This is a genomic window from Clostridioides sp. ES-S-0048-02 (assembly GCF_020658495.1).
GTDB lineage: Bacteria > Bacillota > Clostridia > Peptostreptococcales > Peptostreptococcaceae > Clostridioides.
The window spans coordinates 1-15,362 of record NZ_JACVWH010000033.1 but is presented as its reverse complement, the minus strand read 5'-3'; the positions used below and the strand labels follow the sequence as shown (position 1 = coordinate 15,362).

16 protein-coding genes and 1 pseudogene are annotated in these 15,362 nt (G+C 26.0%); 4 read left to right on the top strand and 13 right to left on the bottom strand.

Annotated elements, in window-relative coordinates; all coding sequences use genetic code 11:
• Positions 1-111 precede the first annotated feature (111 nt).
• The 8 genes from IC173_RS19620 to IC173_RS19590 form a co-directional block, all read right to left on the bottom strand.
• A complete protein-coding gene (locus IC173_RS19620) occupies positions 112-465 on the bottom strand; it encodes a hypothetical protein (protein ID WP_227856154.1) in 354 nt (117 codons plus the stop codon).
• Positions 466-624: 159 nt separating this feature from the next.
• Positions 625-1,446, bottom strand: coding sequence for a TraX family protein (locus IC173_RS19615; RefSeq protein WP_227483253.1), 822 nt, complete (start codon positions 1,444-1,446; stop codon positions 625-627).
• A gap of 10 nt (positions 1,447-1,456) precedes the next feature.
• On the bottom strand, positions 1,457-2,860 hold the full coding sequence (locus IC173_RS19610) for a sensor histidine kinase (protein WP_227856153.1): 1,404 nt from the start codon (positions 2,858-2,860) through the stop codon (positions 1,457-1,459).
• 3 nt (positions 2,861-2,863) lie between these two features.
• Positions 2,864-3,073 (bottom strand): winged helix-turn-helix domain-containing protein, encoded by a 210-nt coding sequence (locus IC173_RS21075; protein ID WP_413927562.1) that lies wholly within the window; start codon positions 3,071-3,073, stop codon positions 2,864-2,866.
• A gap of 9 nt (positions 3,074-3,082) precedes the next feature.
• On the bottom strand, positions 3,083-3,586 hold the full coding sequence (locus IC173_RS19605) for a response regulator transcription factor (RefSeq protein ID WP_413927561.1): 504 nt from the start codon (positions 3,584-3,586) through the stop codon (positions 3,083-3,085).
• Positions 3,587-3,704: 118 nt separating this feature from the next.
• Entirely contained in the window at positions 3,705-4,478 is a 774-nt protein-coding gene (locus IC173_RS19600; RefSeq protein WP_227856152.1) for an ABC transporter permease, read from the bottom strand.
• 5 nt (positions 4,479-4,483) lie between these two features.
• Complete coding sequence (locus IC173_RS19595; protein WP_227834495.1) at positions 4,484-5,371, bottom strand: ABC transporter ATP-binding protein; 888 nt, start codon at positions 5,369-5,371, stop codon at positions 4,484-4,486.
• 13 nt (positions 5,372-5,384) lie between these two features.
• Entirely contained in the window at positions 5,385-6,407 is a 1,023-nt protein-coding gene (locus IC173_RS19590) for a hypothetical protein (protein ID WP_227433150.1), read from the bottom strand.
• A gap of 220 nt (positions 6,408-6,627) precedes the next feature.
• Here IC173_RS19590 and IC173_RS19585 point away from each other — a divergent pair, with 220 nt between their 5' ends.
• Both IC173_RS19585 and IC173_RS19580 read left to right on the top strand, forming a co-directional pair.
• Positions 6,628-6,876 carry a hypothetical protein gene (locus tag IC173_RS19585; protein ID WP_227433149.1) on the top strand — a complete coding sequence of 83 codons (249 nt, stop codon included), beginning with the start codon at positions 6,628-6,630 and terminating at the stop codon, positions 6,874-6,876.
• A 749-nt stretch (positions 6,877-7,625) separates the two neighbouring features.
• Positions 7,626-7,802, top strand: coding sequence for a hypothetical protein (locus tag IC173_RS19580; RefSeq protein WP_227433148.1), 177 nt, complete (start codon positions 7,626-7,628; stop codon positions 7,800-7,802).
• A gap of 632 nt (positions 7,803-8,434) precedes the next feature.
• Here IC173_RS19580 and IC173_RS19575 read toward each other — a convergent pair.
• Positions 8,435-8,776, bottom strand: a complete 342-nt coding sequence (locus tag IC173_RS19575; protein WP_227433313.1) for a winged helix-turn-helix transcriptional regulator — start codon at positions 8,774-8,776, stop codon at positions 8,435-8,437.
• 139 nt (positions 8,777-8,915) lie between these two features.
• Between IC173_RS19575 and IC173_RS19570 the strand changes: the two genes are divergently transcribed.
• The gene (locus tag IC173_RS19570) at positions 8,916-9,254 is read left to right on the top strand and encodes a TIGR04076 family protein (RefSeq protein WP_227433146.1); all 339 of its coding nucleotides are present in this window, start codon (positions 8,916-8,918) and stop codon (positions 9,252-9,254) included.
• Between the two features lie 261 nt (positions 9,255-9,515).
• Here the strand turns inward: IC173_RS19570 and IC173_RS19565 are convergent, their stop codons facing one another.
• Complete coding sequence (locus tag IC173_RS19565) at positions 9,516-9,713, bottom strand: hypothetical protein (RefSeq protein ID WP_227433145.1); 198 nt, start codon at positions 9,711-9,713, stop codon at positions 9,516-9,518.
• A gap of 155 nt (positions 9,714-9,868) precedes the next feature.
• On the opposite strand from IC173_RS19565, the gene IC173_RS19560 reads away from it, so the two are divergent.
• Positions 9,869-11,146: an amidohydrolase family protein gene (locus tag IC173_RS19560; protein ID WP_227856151.1), complete on the top strand. Its 1,278-nt coding sequence runs from the start codon at positions 9,869-9,871 to the stop codon at positions 11,144-11,146.
• Positions 11,147-11,413: 267 nt separating this feature from the next.
• Here IC173_RS19560 and IC173_RS19555 read toward each other — a convergent pair whose 3' ends face one another.
• From IC173_RS19555 to IC173_RS19545, 3 genes and pseudogenes are all read right to left on the bottom strand, one after another.
• Positions 11,414-12,148, bottom strand: coding sequence for a hypothetical protein (locus IC173_RS19555; protein ID WP_227433139.1), 735 nt, complete (start codon positions 12,146-12,148; stop codon positions 11,414-11,416).
• Entirely contained in the window at positions 12,141-14,387 is a 2,247-nt protein-coding gene (locus IC173_RS19550) for a M1 family aminopeptidase (protein ID WP_227856150.1), read from the bottom strand. Before IC173_RS19550 ends, IC173_RS19555 begins: the two co-directional genes overlap by 8 nt.
• A pseudogene (locus IC173_RS19545) lies at positions 14,387-15,142 on the bottom strand (ATP-binding cassette domain-containing protein); the annotation flags it as partial. The pseudogene IC173_RS19545 and the gene IC173_RS19550, both read right to left, overlap by 1 nt.
• Between the last annotated feature and the right edge of the window lie 220 nt (positions 15,143-15,362).

Below are 15,362 nucleotides of genomic sequence, written 5' to 3'. Positions count from 1 at the left end.
TATATATTTTTTACAATTTATTAGAATAAAATTCATATATTGGGAAATATTAATAGTAAATAAATAATTGTTGCTATAAAGTAGAAATTATCTTTAAAAGCACAAATTAATTTACAGTCTCAAATAAACGCCTATAAATCCATATTCTAAAATAGTTCCTAGTGTATAACTAAGGGATAGTCTAATAACTACAGAATCTAACAATGCATTAAACATAGCTAGACTAGTAAAACCTATACCAGTTACAAATGAATCATAAATATACATTACTGCATAAATCAAACTGTTAATTAAACAATAAATTCTAAGATACACAATTCCCTCTCTAATAACTGCTTGATTTTTAGACCCACAAAATACAACTATTGGTTCTGCAAATATTTGTACAAAAACAATGGAAATAAATGTTACAACCAAGCTTAATAATGACAGCTTGACCAACTGCCCAACATAGCATCCCGGCAAAAGTATTTATCTTCAATCCAATTCCAGATACTGCTGAGACAGCAACTCCATAATTATTTAACATGCCAGTCATTAATAAGTAGGATATATTGACCATAGACATTTGTATGAAATATAGAAAGTTATTAATAACCATACTTATCAATGTCTTCTATATTCTTAGATTTTTATCAAATACACTCCTAAAATATACAATATATATATATGTATTGGATAGTATAAATAAAACAAATATTTCATACTCTTACCTTTTTCTCCATTATAAAGCAACATAAAAGGAAGTGACGCAATCATCATCCATTGGTAATTTTCTAGAAGAGATTTTTTCAAGCTATAATCTCCTCCTGCTATGGCTACAAATATAAATATACACATCAAAAAATAACAAATACTTAAACTAAACTTCTTTCCTCTACATAAATAAAAAATAATCCCCAGTGCAATCAAAATTGGTCCCCCTTCTACCAAAAATGGTACTGGTACAAAAATCATAATAAACATAAGTACTTTATCCACTGAGCTAAAAAGTAAAGTTAATATAACGATTCCTAAAATTATAGGAACACTTATCATCAAAAGCCCTCTCACAAGATACTTTTTTTCTTTTTCTGCTCTAAATTTCTTTATAAATTCTATAGCCTGTAAATAAATTACTACCAAAAATAATGTTGCAAAAATATTATTCATAATTATTGAACCTTCTGGATTTTGGAAAGCAGTATTAATTATTTGATTCCCTATTGCCATAATGATAGCCCCTACATATAATCTAGCAATATACTTTTTTTTGTTGCTTGTATGACAAAACCCTTCTACTACCATAAACGTAAACAATGGTGCTGATATTCTACCTAACCAATGAAACCAAACTGGTATATGCATTGTTTGTGGCATAAAAGCTGCTATATGGTCAAATGTCATAAATACCAGTGCTAATATTTTAATAGTAAATCCATTGAAACCTTTTTTAAGAAAATCCATATCATATCTCCTACTTCTGATTTATTTTTATGACGACTTCTGTTCCTATTCCTATTTCACTATTCACATAAATACTACCTTTATGAATCTCTATTATCTCTTTAGAAATAGCCATTCCAAGACCAGAGCCTTTATGTAATTCACCTGTATTAGTACCTCTATAATATTTTTCAAAAATATGCTTTAAATCATTTTTACTTATTCCTACTCCACTATCTTTTATTATAATTTCTATAGTATCTTTTTTTACTATTTCTATTTTTATCAGAGTTTCTTCTTTATTATGCACTATTGAATTAAATATAAGATTTGTTATAGCTCTTCTAAATAAAATTGAATCTACATATACTTCAATTAAATCTTCATAACTTACAAACTCAATATTTCTATTTTTATATCTATTGTCATTTAGAATATCTATTATTATATTTCTAACCAAACTAACTAAATTTATTTTCTTCTTGTTCAAAACTAAGCTATTATTTTTTAATCGAGTTGATAAATTTAAATCATCAACCAAATTTTTTATATACTTGGACTTATTGTATATAATCTCTGTATATTCTCGTAATTCCTCTTCCACAAATTCATAATCTTTATCATTGATTATCTCTGCATATCCTTGTATAGAAGCCAGTGGTGTATTTATATCATGTGTTATATTAGCTAACCATTCCTCTCGCATCTCTTCATTTTCTTTTCTCTCTGCTTCGTTTACCCTCAATGTATCAGCCAACATATTGATATTTTCAAAAACTTCTTCATATATTCCCCTGTTTTTAAGATATAAACTATAATTTCCGTTAGCCATAGTTTCAATACTCCATATTACATTGGATATTGGCTTTGTAAGTTTTCTACTAAATAAGTATCCTATGCTTAAAGCTACCATCCCATCAATTATCAATGTCAAAGTGATAATTTTATTTAAAATTGCTTTAGCATTATCTTGAGAATAAGTTAAAATTATTCTCGATACATCTCTACTAGGCATACCTATTATTATATTTAGATGTTTGTTGCCTAAATATTTTTCTAAAACAAAATTAGTATACTCTGTTTCTATATATTTGTAGTTATTAACCATTTGAAAAGGAGTATATTTTTTTGGAGTATTCGTTGGCACATTTACTCCATACAATTCTTCTCCTGAGTCATTTAAAACTTGTACCCAAGAATGTGATTTTTTTAATTTGTCAATGCCAGCTTTTGATAACTTGAACTCTCCATTTTTTTCATATAGATCTTTTTCAAAAGAACGAGCAAACTCTTCAGGACTGTTTTTAGAACCTACAACATTAAAAAAATTATTAGTCGAAATCACATATAAAATAGACGCAATATTTATAATAACCACTGATATAACTACAAATACGATTGTAAACATAAAGTTTCTAGTAATCTTCCACTTCATATTCTAATCTTCCTTTACTGCTAATTTATATCCAAGTCCTTTTATCGTAAGGATATATTCTGGCTTTGAAGGATTATCTTCTAATTTTTCTCTAATCTTTCTAATATGAACCATTATAGTATTATCAAATCCAATATAATCTTCACCCCATACTTTATCCCATAACTTTTCTTTACTTATAATTTGATTTTGATTGTGTGCAAATAAAGACAATATTTTTAATTATTTTGCAGATAATGCAATAGACTTACCATCTTTTATGAGTTCTGCTCTACTTTCATTTAATTTATATGGACCAAATGATATAATCTTTTCTTTATTATCTGAGTTTATGCTTTCATTTTGTTCTTCATTAAAATAATTTAGTCTTCTTAGATGAGCTTTTGCCCTAAAAGCGACTTCTTTAGGACTAAAAGGCTTTGTAACATAATCATCGCCTCCAATTGCTAGTCCAAGTAATTTATCTAACTCTTCCGTCTTAGCTGATAAAAATATGATTGGTACATTAGAGTTTTTTCTTATTTCTTTACAAATATCGTACCCTTCACCATCTGGCAACATAATGTCCAGAATGATTAAGTTGGGATTATATTTTTTAAATACTTCCAATCCTTCCTTTCTTGTTTTTGCAGTATACACATTGTTAAGACCTTCTTTCTTAAATACAGTTTCTAAGAGTTTTAAAATTTCTACCTCATCATCTATTACTAAAATGCTATTTTCCATAAATAACCTCCTATGATAATTTATCTATATATTAACATATATCTTCTCTAAGCTTCATTTATATTATTTTAAATCAAGTCAATATATAAACAAAATCATTGTTCTTTTTTATTCTTAATTAAAACCTTTTACTTGATGTAAAATTTTTATATGTTATTTTAGTTAATATTATTATCAATATGATTGAGATTAATATAGATAAACCTATTAAAGTATTTGGTACATTATACTTAACAATTTGTTGACTCATCATAATCCAGTTTGGAGTAATAGAAACAAATTTTATAGCATTATCTGGTATAAAGCCTGTAATAAAGTATGGAACAGCCATAATTAAGCCTCCTAATATGAAAGGCATTACAGCTGATTTAAATATTGAAGAAAGTGCTAGTCCTATTTGTGCAAATATGAAAGAACCAAAAATGACTGATACTATAACAATCAAGTACATTTGTATTACGGTAAGATTTAAATTACTATTACTAAAATACCATAAGTTCTTAATTGGTTCATTCAAATTTTTAAATTCAAAAAAACTAAATCCTCTAATCCCAACCAATAATACAAAAGAAATGTTAATCATGGTCAAAGTCAATCCATTAGCTATTATTTTTGATACTACTACTGACTTTTTCCCATTTTTAGTTGTATTTATTAGACTTGTCATATTAGAATCATATTCTTTTGTATAGTTTCCAGAAGTTATTATAAACATTATCAACCCTATTAAAGGTATAGAACCCTCTATCTTATAAAATATATCTGAATATGTGTCAAAAACATTAAATTTTCTAATCAATACAAACCCAAATAATAGTAAAAATATCCAAAGCATCCAAACACTTTTTAATTTTAAGGCTTTTATTATTTCTGCTTTAACTAAATTTATCATATCTGTTATATCTCCTTTGCATCTTCTAAATCAAAGTAAAGCATATATACATCCTCAAATTTTGCTTGAACTAGTTGTGCATTAGCTTCAGTTGGAGTATTTTCTGACACAACTCTAATTACTATTGAATTAACATCACTTTGAATACTTATAACTTTATATTTAGATTGAATCTCATCAATATCACACTCATCTTCAACTTGAATATTATAAACTTTATCTTGCATATGATTTAATATTTCTTTATGTGTTCCTTTCATAAGAAGTTTACCATTTTTAATCATTATTGTTTCTTTTGCAACTGATTCTATATCTGAAATTATATGAGTAGAAAGAATTATTATCTTATCCCTTGATATTTTTGCTATTAGATTTCTAAACCTCGCTCTTTCTTGTGGGTCAAGGCCTGCTGTTGGTTCATCAAGTACTATTATTTTAGGATTGTTTAATAAAACTTGTGCTATGCCAACTCTTCTTTTCATACCTCCAGAGAATTTTCCTATAGCCTTATTTCTGACATCATAAAGACCTACTAGCTCTAACAATTCATCTATCCTACAATTTAAATTTCTACCTTTTAGACCTTTCAACGCTCCTATATATTGTAAAAATTGTCTAGCTGTAAAGTTTTTATATACTCCAAATTCTTGTGGTAAATATCCTAAAATATTTCTATAATCATCATCCATATTAAATATATCCTTACCATTGTAAAGTATTTGCCCACTCTCAGGTTTTATTAGTGTGGTTATTTGTTTCATTAGAGTGGATTTTCCTGCTCCATTTGGTCCTAAAAGACCATAAACTCCATTTTCTAATGTAACTGTAATTTTATCATTTACTACTTTTTTTCCATATATCTTTGAAATATTTTTAACTTCTAATTTATTCATTTTAATTCCCCTTTTATCTATTTATATACTTTGACTTTATTACTGAGAAACACAAAGTCATTATACCTAAAAATATTACTACTAAAAGTCCTATTGATAGATTGACAATATCTATATTCATTTTAAATATTCTAATATCACCTAAATAATTTCCTATTATTTTATTAAATCCAAATATTAAATCATAGTAATTTACCGTTGAAATAATCGAAAGCAATCCTTTAGGTAATATGTGAACTACTGACATCACTTTAGCTACAGCTATACTTAAAATAAGAAAACCTACTGATGATATTGAAGATTTGCTAATAAAAGAACCTAACATAGCTATCATTGCCCATCCTTCAAACATTAAAATATCTATAGCTATATTTGATATTACATAATTGGTTATATTTGAATTTGCTTTTAATGTAGCTATATTGTCTACTATCCTAAACGATTCTAAGTCACCATTAATTGGTAATCCTTGTTGTATGCAGGTCATAATAAATATCCAGATTAAATAAACAAAATAAATTACTAATGGTATAAATATAGCAATAACTATTTTAGATTTTAATGCCTTTTCCTTCTCTTTTGATGATAGTATAATATCTTTTACTGAAGAAGTTACTTCATCTGTATAAAGATTTGATACAGTTATGATTATGACAATCAACATCCCTATATTTATAAGTGAATTTGTGGCTCTATAATTAAATACCTTCCAAAAGTCAACATTTTTATATTCATCAACATTTAGATTATCAAGTTTTTCTTTTGACATGGATTTAATCTTTTTAGAAAATTTATCACTATATGTTTGATTTGAAAGTTGTTTTAAAATATCAAGTTTTTTTTGAAATTTATCATTAGCTATATCTGTTCTATTACTTGTATATTCTATATGACCTTTTTTCTCATCAATATAATAATCTTCTGTTTCTAAAACAGGTTTAACAAATATACTGATTAATAATATGAATATTAATATCCCTAAAGATATCAACATGCTCTTAGATTTAATCAATTTCTTTATTTCCCAACTTATCAATATACATTTCCTCCTAAGTCTTTTTAATTTCTTTTTATTTATATACATAATAAAACTTAAATCTTATATCAATATAATTCTAACCTTAAATAAAACTTAAATTATGTGTTTAGTTTTATTCGCTACTTATTTTTATTGTAATTTTTTAGTTTACATTTTTTATAATAAACTTGCTATACTTTTATTAATAGGATTAAATCTAAGATAAGTTGGTGATTGTATGAAAAGTATAGATATTTATACAAAATTAAAAATAATCTTCTTAACATCTATGGCTATGTTTATTATTGGAGCAGCATTTATCTTTTTTATAGAAAATTATATAGTATCAATTATTTTTGTACTTGTTGGTATTTTTATTGATTGGAAATTTTATCGTTGCCCAAATTGTAATCATTATTTAGATTCAAGAATGGAACTTGTAAAGAATAGTACTTATTGCCCATATTGCGGAAAAATTATCAAATAGTGACTTAAAATGCATTTTATATTTAAAAGGAATTTTTTAATATAAAAACTTTATTATTAATAATCAAGATATTACATATAAATAATATAGTTTAACCAAATTTAATTGCATTGTTTTATTTATTTTTATAAAAGAACATATATATGTGTTATAGATATGCTCTTATCTTTTTTGTTGTCTCTTAAAATTTTTTATCATAACAAAAAAGATATAAAGAGTTATCTACAAGCTCTTTATATCTTTTAAATATCTATAAGTAAATCAATTAGTTTTTATATCTGTTTTAAAATATCTATCTTAAAGTTCTTACTAACAATAAATTTTATTTTTTATATTATTGTTAATTTTAATATTCTAGCATTTCACTTTATTTATTCTTACATTCATTTTAATAATATATCCTGAATACTTTTTTAGTTTATCCTCTACTTTGAATCTAATTAATTCAAATATATAAACCTTTAATTCAATCTATTCATGTAAACCTTATCAGTTTATTGTCAGAGTTTATTCTTCAAAAAATAAATATAATTTTATAATATTTTTTAATCTAAAACAAGCATGTTGAATAATAAATCATATTCTAGTATTATTAACTTGTAGAATAAAAGCTAAATTGGTAAAACTAGAAAAATTTAGTAATAAAGTTATAGTGATAAGTACTAAAAAATTCTTTGTAAGTTATGTTAACAAATTAGCACATATATAATTTTTTTATTTTTACTAAAGTTTTTAGGGGGATGGATAATATGTTTATTGGAGAAATAGACAGATGTACACATATATTGACTGCTTATATAAGTAGTTCATATGATTATTGTAATTTTATAGATACACAATTAGATGATTTTATATCAGAATATGGAGAAACTGTAGTTGAATCTTGTTTATATCAAGTTTTATTGTTAGTAAGTAGATATAATTAAAATTAAGTTTCATTTTCTAGAAAAACCTTTTTAGATTTTCTACCTTAAATAACTATATAATTTTTTATACTTTTCAAGTAACTATAACTTATTTTAAAGTAAAGATGTATTGGGAGTACATCTTTACTTTTTCACTATATAATTTAAAAGTATATACTATAAAATAAAACAACTATACAAATTACATCCTTTATATTCTCTTGAAACACAAGAATCATTCTATACACATATTCTACAATTTCATCAAATATGAATCTAAGTTTTTACTACTCCAAATTTTATCTATCTATAACGCAAATCATATTTATAAAATATCCCCCTATTATACTTAAATCATATATAAAGTAACATCAATATTTAGAATATTCAATATCAATTGCGTAACTGGTCAATAAAAATGTATAACTAGACAAATTTCCATATTTATATAAAAAATTCAAGAAAAATAATCATTTTATTTAGATATATTTTTTATTTTTTTATTTAATTTATATTAAAAAATATCACTAATAAAGATTTTAATTAGTGATTTTCAAAGTATTAATCACAGAAAATTATATACCTGTAAATTAACTTTAGCATTTCTAATTTATAAAATAAAAGCCCAGCAAAATCTTTACTGGGCTTTTATTTTATAAATTGAGTTTATTATTTTCACCCCATTTACACATTTCTTCTAAAATAGGCATTAATGACAATCCCCTTTTGGAAAGTGAATATTCAACTTTAGGAGGAATTTGAGGATATTCTTTGCGTATGATAATACCATCTCGTTCCAATTCTTTTAACTGATTATTGAGAATCTTATCAGTTATTGAACCAATACATCTTTTAAGTTCTCCATAACGTAATACATCATACTCGACTAACCAAAACATTATAATCATCTTCCATTTTCCTCCAATAATTGAAAGAGTATATCCAAATGGTGTAGAAGTTATATTAGTTAAATCAGATGTATTATAGTTTTTCATACTCATTTAATCACCATCCTATAATAAAGATACTATCCTAAATGTTAGTACCTTACTTAAAAGTAAATACTTGTTTAAATATAAGATAGCACATATACTTATATAAATAAAAGTTACAAATTATGAGGAGATGACTTTCATGAAAAAATGTAAAATAGAAGTAATAAAAACAACATTCCATAAAGATTTAGCAGATGAGTATGGATGTAAAGGTATTGGAAAATGCCCTATGCATAAAGTAGGAGAAGTATTTTTTGGAGATTTTGCTAAACCTGAAAAATTATGTGACGAAGCATGGAAAGCAATGTATCAATATGTATTTGCTTTGTCTCATGGTAGTGAAAAATTTTACTATGGAGATTGGATAGATAAAGAAGGAGTGGCTATATGCTCCTGTAATGATGGAATTCGTCCTGTCATTTTTAAAATTGAGAGAACTGATGAAGAATCTAAAATGGAATATAAACCCATAAGATAGATAATAGTCTTAAACTAATTTTACTAATCATATTTTAAATGCATTATTCCAATTTATTCCTTAAAATTTAATGCTTATAGTGAAATATAGTACTAAAATTAAATTAATGAAATACAATAAAAGGAAATTGTATATTGTACAATTTATGTCATAAAAAAGATTCATTTAAATCGATTTTAAAAACTGTTAAGTAATGTACCTAATATTTTTTTAATCCACTTATAAAGAGAATACTCCTACCAATAGATGTCTCTAACATGATTATAATATATGATAAATCTTGTTCATTTTGTCATATATTATAATCTTATTAATTCCTAATATATTTTTTGTAATACAAAATTCCCTAATGTAAGAATCCTTTGAAATTTCACTTTTATATAATTTTATTATTTTATTCTCTCCATAATCATAAATTTTAGATGTATTTCCTTTACCAATACATTCGTATTGTTTCATTATTTTCATCCTCTCAAATTCAATAATATTTATTATTATTTAATAGTATTTATAACTCAGATTTGATATAATACATAGGGTAAAATTTTAATTAATAAACCCTATATATTTACTTATATATTAAAGCTAACAAATTTAAAACTAAGGAGAGCTATATGTTAAAAGCAATAAAAGGAAATATAATTTTTACAAAGACTTCAGATACTTTCACAGTATTTGAAAATAGCTACATTATACTAAACAAAGGCAAAGTAAAAGGTGTCTTTAAAGATATACCTAAAGAATATAAAAACTCAGAAATCATAGACTATACTGATAAACTTATAATACCTGGTATGAACGACCTTCATTGCCATGCACCTCAGTTTAGAAATTTAGGCATGGCTATGGACAAGGAACTTATACCATGGCTTGAAACTTATACATTCCCAGAAGAATCAAAGTATATAGATATAGAATATGCTACAAAGATGTATAAAAAATTTGTAAAAGAAGTATGGAAATCAGGTACTACTAGAATAGCTGTATTTGCAACAGTACATAAAGAAGCATCTATGAAACTTATGGATATTTTTAAAGAAGCTGGTCTTGGAGCATATGTTGGTAAAGTAAATATGAACATGAATTGTCCTGACACTCTACTAGAAAATACTGAGGATTCTATCAACGATACAGAAGAAATAATAAACAAATACAGTGACATAAATTCTATTGTAAAACCAATTATAACTCCTAGATTTATACCTAGTTGTACAAGTAATCTCTTAAGGGAATTAGGAGATTTATGTTTAAAGTATAATGTTCCTATACAATCACATTTATCTGAAAACCATGATGAAATTGAATGGGTTAAAAGTTTAGAACCTGAATCTAAATTTTACGGAGATGCCTACAATAGATACAATTTATTTGGTCAAACAGCTACATTAATGGCTCATTGTATTCACTGCTCTCAAGAAGAAATAGATTTAATGAAAGAAAATGAGGTTATGGCTGTTCATTGTCCTGCTTCTAATTTTAATGTTGGTAGTGGAGCCATGCCTATTAGAAAATTACTTGATAATAATATTAAACTAGCTCTTGGTTCAGATATAAGTGGTGGTCATACATTGTCAATATTTAAAGCAATAGTATCTGCAATCCAGCTATCTAAATTATACTGGGTAAATTCTAATAAGAAATGTAATTTCCTATCGTTATCTGAGGCTTTTTATATTGCAACTAAAAGTGGAGGAAGTTTTTTTGGAAAAGTTGGTAGCTTTGAAGAAAATTATGATTTTGATGCATTAATTATTGATGATTCAGATTTAAATCATGACAGCTACTCTATACTTGAAAGACTTGAAAGATTTATCTATGTTGGTGATGACAGAAATATTATTCATAGATATGTATGTGGAAAATTAATTGAGGAACCTTCTGTAGAATTATAATAAAAATTTTTATTGTACATAACTTACTTAATTCATATACTCAATAAAAAGAGTATGTACTAAAATCCATGAAATCATAGATTAAAACATACTCTTTTAGATTATCTTTGATTTATTTCTAGTTGTATTTAATTTTAATAATTATATTGTGTTTTTCATAGTCAGTTTTATTTCTAAACTTTAATTTATACACATTACTCTTAATCCTTAAATAAGAATGCTACAATTTTTATGAAGTTTAACTAAATTACTCTTTGTAATACCCTTCTAAGCTTTAATTTTAGTTTTATTGTATGCTTTGCATACAATAACTATTAAGCCTATACCTATAATCACCAAAGCTATTCTACTTATTACAAATCTCTGTGGAATATCAAATGCAAGATTACCCATCGTGTCTGCAACTTTACTCTCTAGTATAGAGTTCACTAGATTTTTACCAGATATAATAGATAGTGTACCAGAATTTGTTATAAGAAATATTATTGGAATAAAAATATATAGAAAGTTTCCATTTATATTACCAATAAACATGCCCATACCTGATATAAATAACACAGATGGTATTAAAATTAGAATTATAGGTTTTATAAATTGACTAAAATCATTAAATTGAAATAATCTATTGTAAAAAATAAAACTTATTGCAATTACAACTGCAACTGTTAGAAGATACGCAACTGCTATTGTAACACTTTTTAAGCAAAAATATGTTGTAGGTTTTATCTTAGTGCTCATAGTAATTGTCCTTACAGCTTCTTCTCTCTTTGAAAAGATGTACGTGCAAAACACAAGAACTATAACTAGTAAAAATGGATTTACATCAAGTAAAAAACCAGAATAACTCCACTCTGAAAATGGTGCTGTGTCGTTTAAACCATAGATTGTCTTTGTCTTAAGGACATGGTAGGAGAACCATCCTGTTATTAATATTAAAACCAAATATACCTTAGAGAATAACAATCTCTTCATTTCATATTTTATTATTTTTAAATTATTCAAAATTCAATTCCTCCCCTGTAAGATTACAAGCCTTTAAGAAATCATCATATTTTAATATATTGTACTTATACTTGTTATATAAGTCTTTAAGAATAGCTTCAAACTTATCTTGTCCTAAAATCTCTTCTGCCTTCAAAATTTGTAATGGCATTTTGTTATATAGAAGTCTCATAGAATTAGGTGATAAAATATTGAATACATAATTTTCAGGCAATTTTTCCAAATACTGCGGATTATTCATATAGAAATTTCTCTTAAGCTTATCATTTTCTTCTTTCCAATTATCTATAGTTTTTTTACTATACTCTTTTCCATACTCGTATTCCATGAACTTATTAGTTGCATAATTTGTTATTCCTTCTGGTGACCAAGGAGGTGTCATTTGGTCAACTTGTACTATAATCCCCCACCACTGGTGGCATATTTCATGAGCCAAAACTTCAGATCCATTTTCTCCCTCTCCTATGTGAGTATCAAATACATCTGGGTTGAAAATACTTTCATCCATATAACTTATATTCTCATGTGCTTTTCCTCCAGTTACCTGTCCTGATGAGGCTCCTCCTTCTACTAGCTTAAGCGGAATAACTTTATAACGTTCTAGTTCTCCATATTGTTTTGTATAGAAATTGATAGAATCTTTTATAATTTTCTCTGCATTCATTTTATTTATTTTATCTCCATGCTTTCTATTATAGTAAAATTGCACATCAATCCCACCTGCTTTTATATCTTTTTTTACATAGTCTGCAGCTATTATAGTCAACATTATTCCTCTTGTGCTAAATTTCCATGTACATTCATTATCCTTTTTATCACCTTTTACCTTTTCTGTACTGATTCCACTTACTACAGGTGTTATTCCAGTAGGTAGAGTTATATTACCATGAATCATCGATTCCATTGTATTCATAGCATCAACTTTAGGTTTTGGAAATATTGAACCTTTACTACGTAACTCAACCTTATCTTTACTTATTGTATCTCCTGCAAGAATAGTTTCAAATAGTTGATTGTTTATTAATTTCCCTCCATACTCAATTTCAATTTTAAGATTTTTTTCTTTAGGTATATTCAAACTAAGTCTTCCTTCTGCTTGTTTCTTCTTAGAAATATCATATTTAGCTTTCTTACCATTTATCTTAATATCTTTAATATCGTATCCAGGATTTAAATCAAATTCCAAGTTTTGATTTTCTCCACTAGTATTTTCCATAGTGTATTGTATTTTGCCATCTAATCTTGCCTTTTTAGGATTTATTTTTATATCAAGATCTGAATCAAGTAATTTTATATTCTTATTTAGCTTTTCATCAGCACCAGTAGACATAACAGCACCTGAGCCAGACTTCTTATCTGATACCTTTTCCATTTTAGGTGGAGGAGTATCATCATAATATGGTTCAAATGCATATACACTATAAGAACCTGCAATTAATACTATAGTTAAAATTGATAGTGATACCTTTTTCATATTAATTAGTATAGATGAAAAAACATTTTTTTCATATTTTCTTGTGCATATCACACCTAATAAATACGTTGATATTGATATAAAACTCCAAAGTAGTCTATTCCAACATAAAGCTTTTAATTGCAAAGTATTCCCAAAGCTATCAGAATAAATAGTAACTTTTGTCTGTACCCAATCAATAAGATAACTATCTTTTATATTTATAGATAAAAATACTAGAACAAGGAGTATAATCATACTTAAATCAATACGTCTTGTTATAGAATAAAATCCTGCTGAAAGTAAAATACCAAATAATAAGGCTGGTAACATTAAAACTAAATAGTTTATAAGATAAGTACTTAAACTAAAATTATCACTCATATTAATGATAGAATATGGAAAACATATAATCATCGAAATTATTACAGATACTATAGTTGATACAAGAATAGAAATCACTCTAGCTAAATTTAAACTTTTAGCATCCATAATAGTTTCTATGATACCATTGGTTTTGTTTCTATAAATACTATCCATCTCATATATTGTAAACATTGAGAATAAAACTGTACCTATTAAAGCCCCTAACTTTGCTGGATTAAGTAAAACAGGTATACTCAAACTAAGTGATTGTCCTGAACTACCTTGGGGCAATAATCCAGGATTTTCATACATTATTATTGATAGACCTGGTATCAGTGCTATTACTACTATGAAAGTCCATGTAATCTTTGAGCTAAAGAGCCTCTTTATCTCATCTTTGATAAATTTAATTGATTGCATTACTTTATCTCCTCCTCAGATATTAAAAACATATACGCATCCTCTAATGATGGCTCTATAGGTATCGCAAATTCTGGAAGCTTATGACTTACAATACGATATGAAGTCCCTGTTGTAGTAAGAATACTTGATGTAACTTTAAATTTGCTTGTTTTATTGCTATGTATTTTTCCATTTTTATCTTCATAAACTCCAACATGTCTCTCCGCTTTTTTAATTAACTCTTCAGAACTTCCATCAAATAGCACATTTCCTTTATTTATTACTATCAATCTATTACATACAGACTGAACATCTTCTATAATATGTGTGGACAATATTACAATCTTATCTCTTGAGTTTTTTGAAAATAAATTACGGAAGTTTATTCTCTCCTCAGGATCTAGTCCGACTGTAGGTTCATCTAGTATTAATAACTCTGGATTTCCCACTATTGCTTGAGCTATTCCAACTCTCTGTTTTTGACCACCTGATAGGGTTTTAATCTTTGAATTTCTCTTTTCTAATAAATTAGTTTGACTAATAACTTCTTCTATTATCTTTTTTGTGTTCTTATTAATACCTTTTAAAACTGACATGTACTCAAGAAATTGATACACTGTCAACTCATCATACAAACTAAATTCTTGTGGTAAATATCCTAATTTACTTTTTAAATCTGTTTCATTCTGTTTAAGGGGTTTACCATTTACTAAAATCTTACCTGAAGTTTGAAGTATTCTTGAAGTCAAAAGTTTCATTAAAGTACTTTTACCTGCTCCATTAGGATATTATGATTTAGTCCGAATAAGTAAAACATCTATAACAATTGAAATAAGTGGTATCCAATCAAATGGACACCACTTATTTTATTCATCAATATCATCTTCTTCTAAATTTTTAAAATACTCTTCTAACTTATCTAAGCTTTTACTATCTAAAACTTCATCATCATGTAAGGCTGAAATTAAACTCTTAAATGAATTATTGTGCATG

Coding starts and splice junctions, on each gene's coding strand:
- IC173_RS19610 (WP_227856153.1), bottom strand. CDS start 2,860: ATGAAGTGGAAGATTACTAGAAACTTTATGTTTACAATCGTATTTGTA.
- IC173_RS19595 (WP_227834495.1), bottom strand. CDS start 5,371: ATGAATAAATTAGAAGTTAAAAATATTTCAAAGATATATGGAAAAAAA.
- IC173_RS19560 (WP_227856151.1), top strand. CDS start 9,869: ATGTTAAAAGCAATAAAAGGAAATATAATTTTTACAAAGACTTCAGAT.
- IC173_RS19550 (WP_227856150.1), bottom strand. CDS start 14,387: ATGCAATCAATTAAATTTATCAAAGATGAGATAAAGAGGCTCTTTAGC.
- IC173_RS19565 (WP_227433145.1), bottom strand. CDS start 9,713: ATGAAACAATACGAATGTATTGGTAAAGGAAATACATCTAAAATTTAT.
- IC173_RS19585 (WP_227433149.1), top strand. CDS start 6,628: ATGAAAAGTATAGATATTTATACAAAATTAAAAATAATCTTCTTAACA.
- IC173_RS19600 (WP_227856152.1), bottom strand. CDS start 4,478: ATGATAAATTTAGTTAAAGCAGAAATAATAAAAGCCTTAAAATTAAAA.
- IC173_RS19615 (WP_227483253.1), bottom strand. CDS start 1,446: ATGGATTTTCTTAAAAAAGGTTTCAATGGATTTACTATTAAAATATTA.
- IC173_RS19605 (WP_413927561.1), bottom strand. CDS start 3,586: ATGGAAAATAGCATTTTAGTAATAGATGATGAGGTAGAAATTTTAAAA.
- IC173_RS19570 (WP_227433146.1), top strand. CDS start 8,916: ATGAAAAAATGTAAAATAGAAGTAATAAAAACAACATTCCATAAAGAT.
- IC173_RS19580 (WP_227433148.1), top strand. CDS start 7,626: ATGTTTATTGGAGAAATAGACAGATGTACACATATATTGACTGCTTAT.
- IC173_RS19575 (WP_227433313.1), bottom strand. CDS start 8,776: ATGAAAAACTATAATACATCTGATTTAACTAATATAACTTCTACACCA.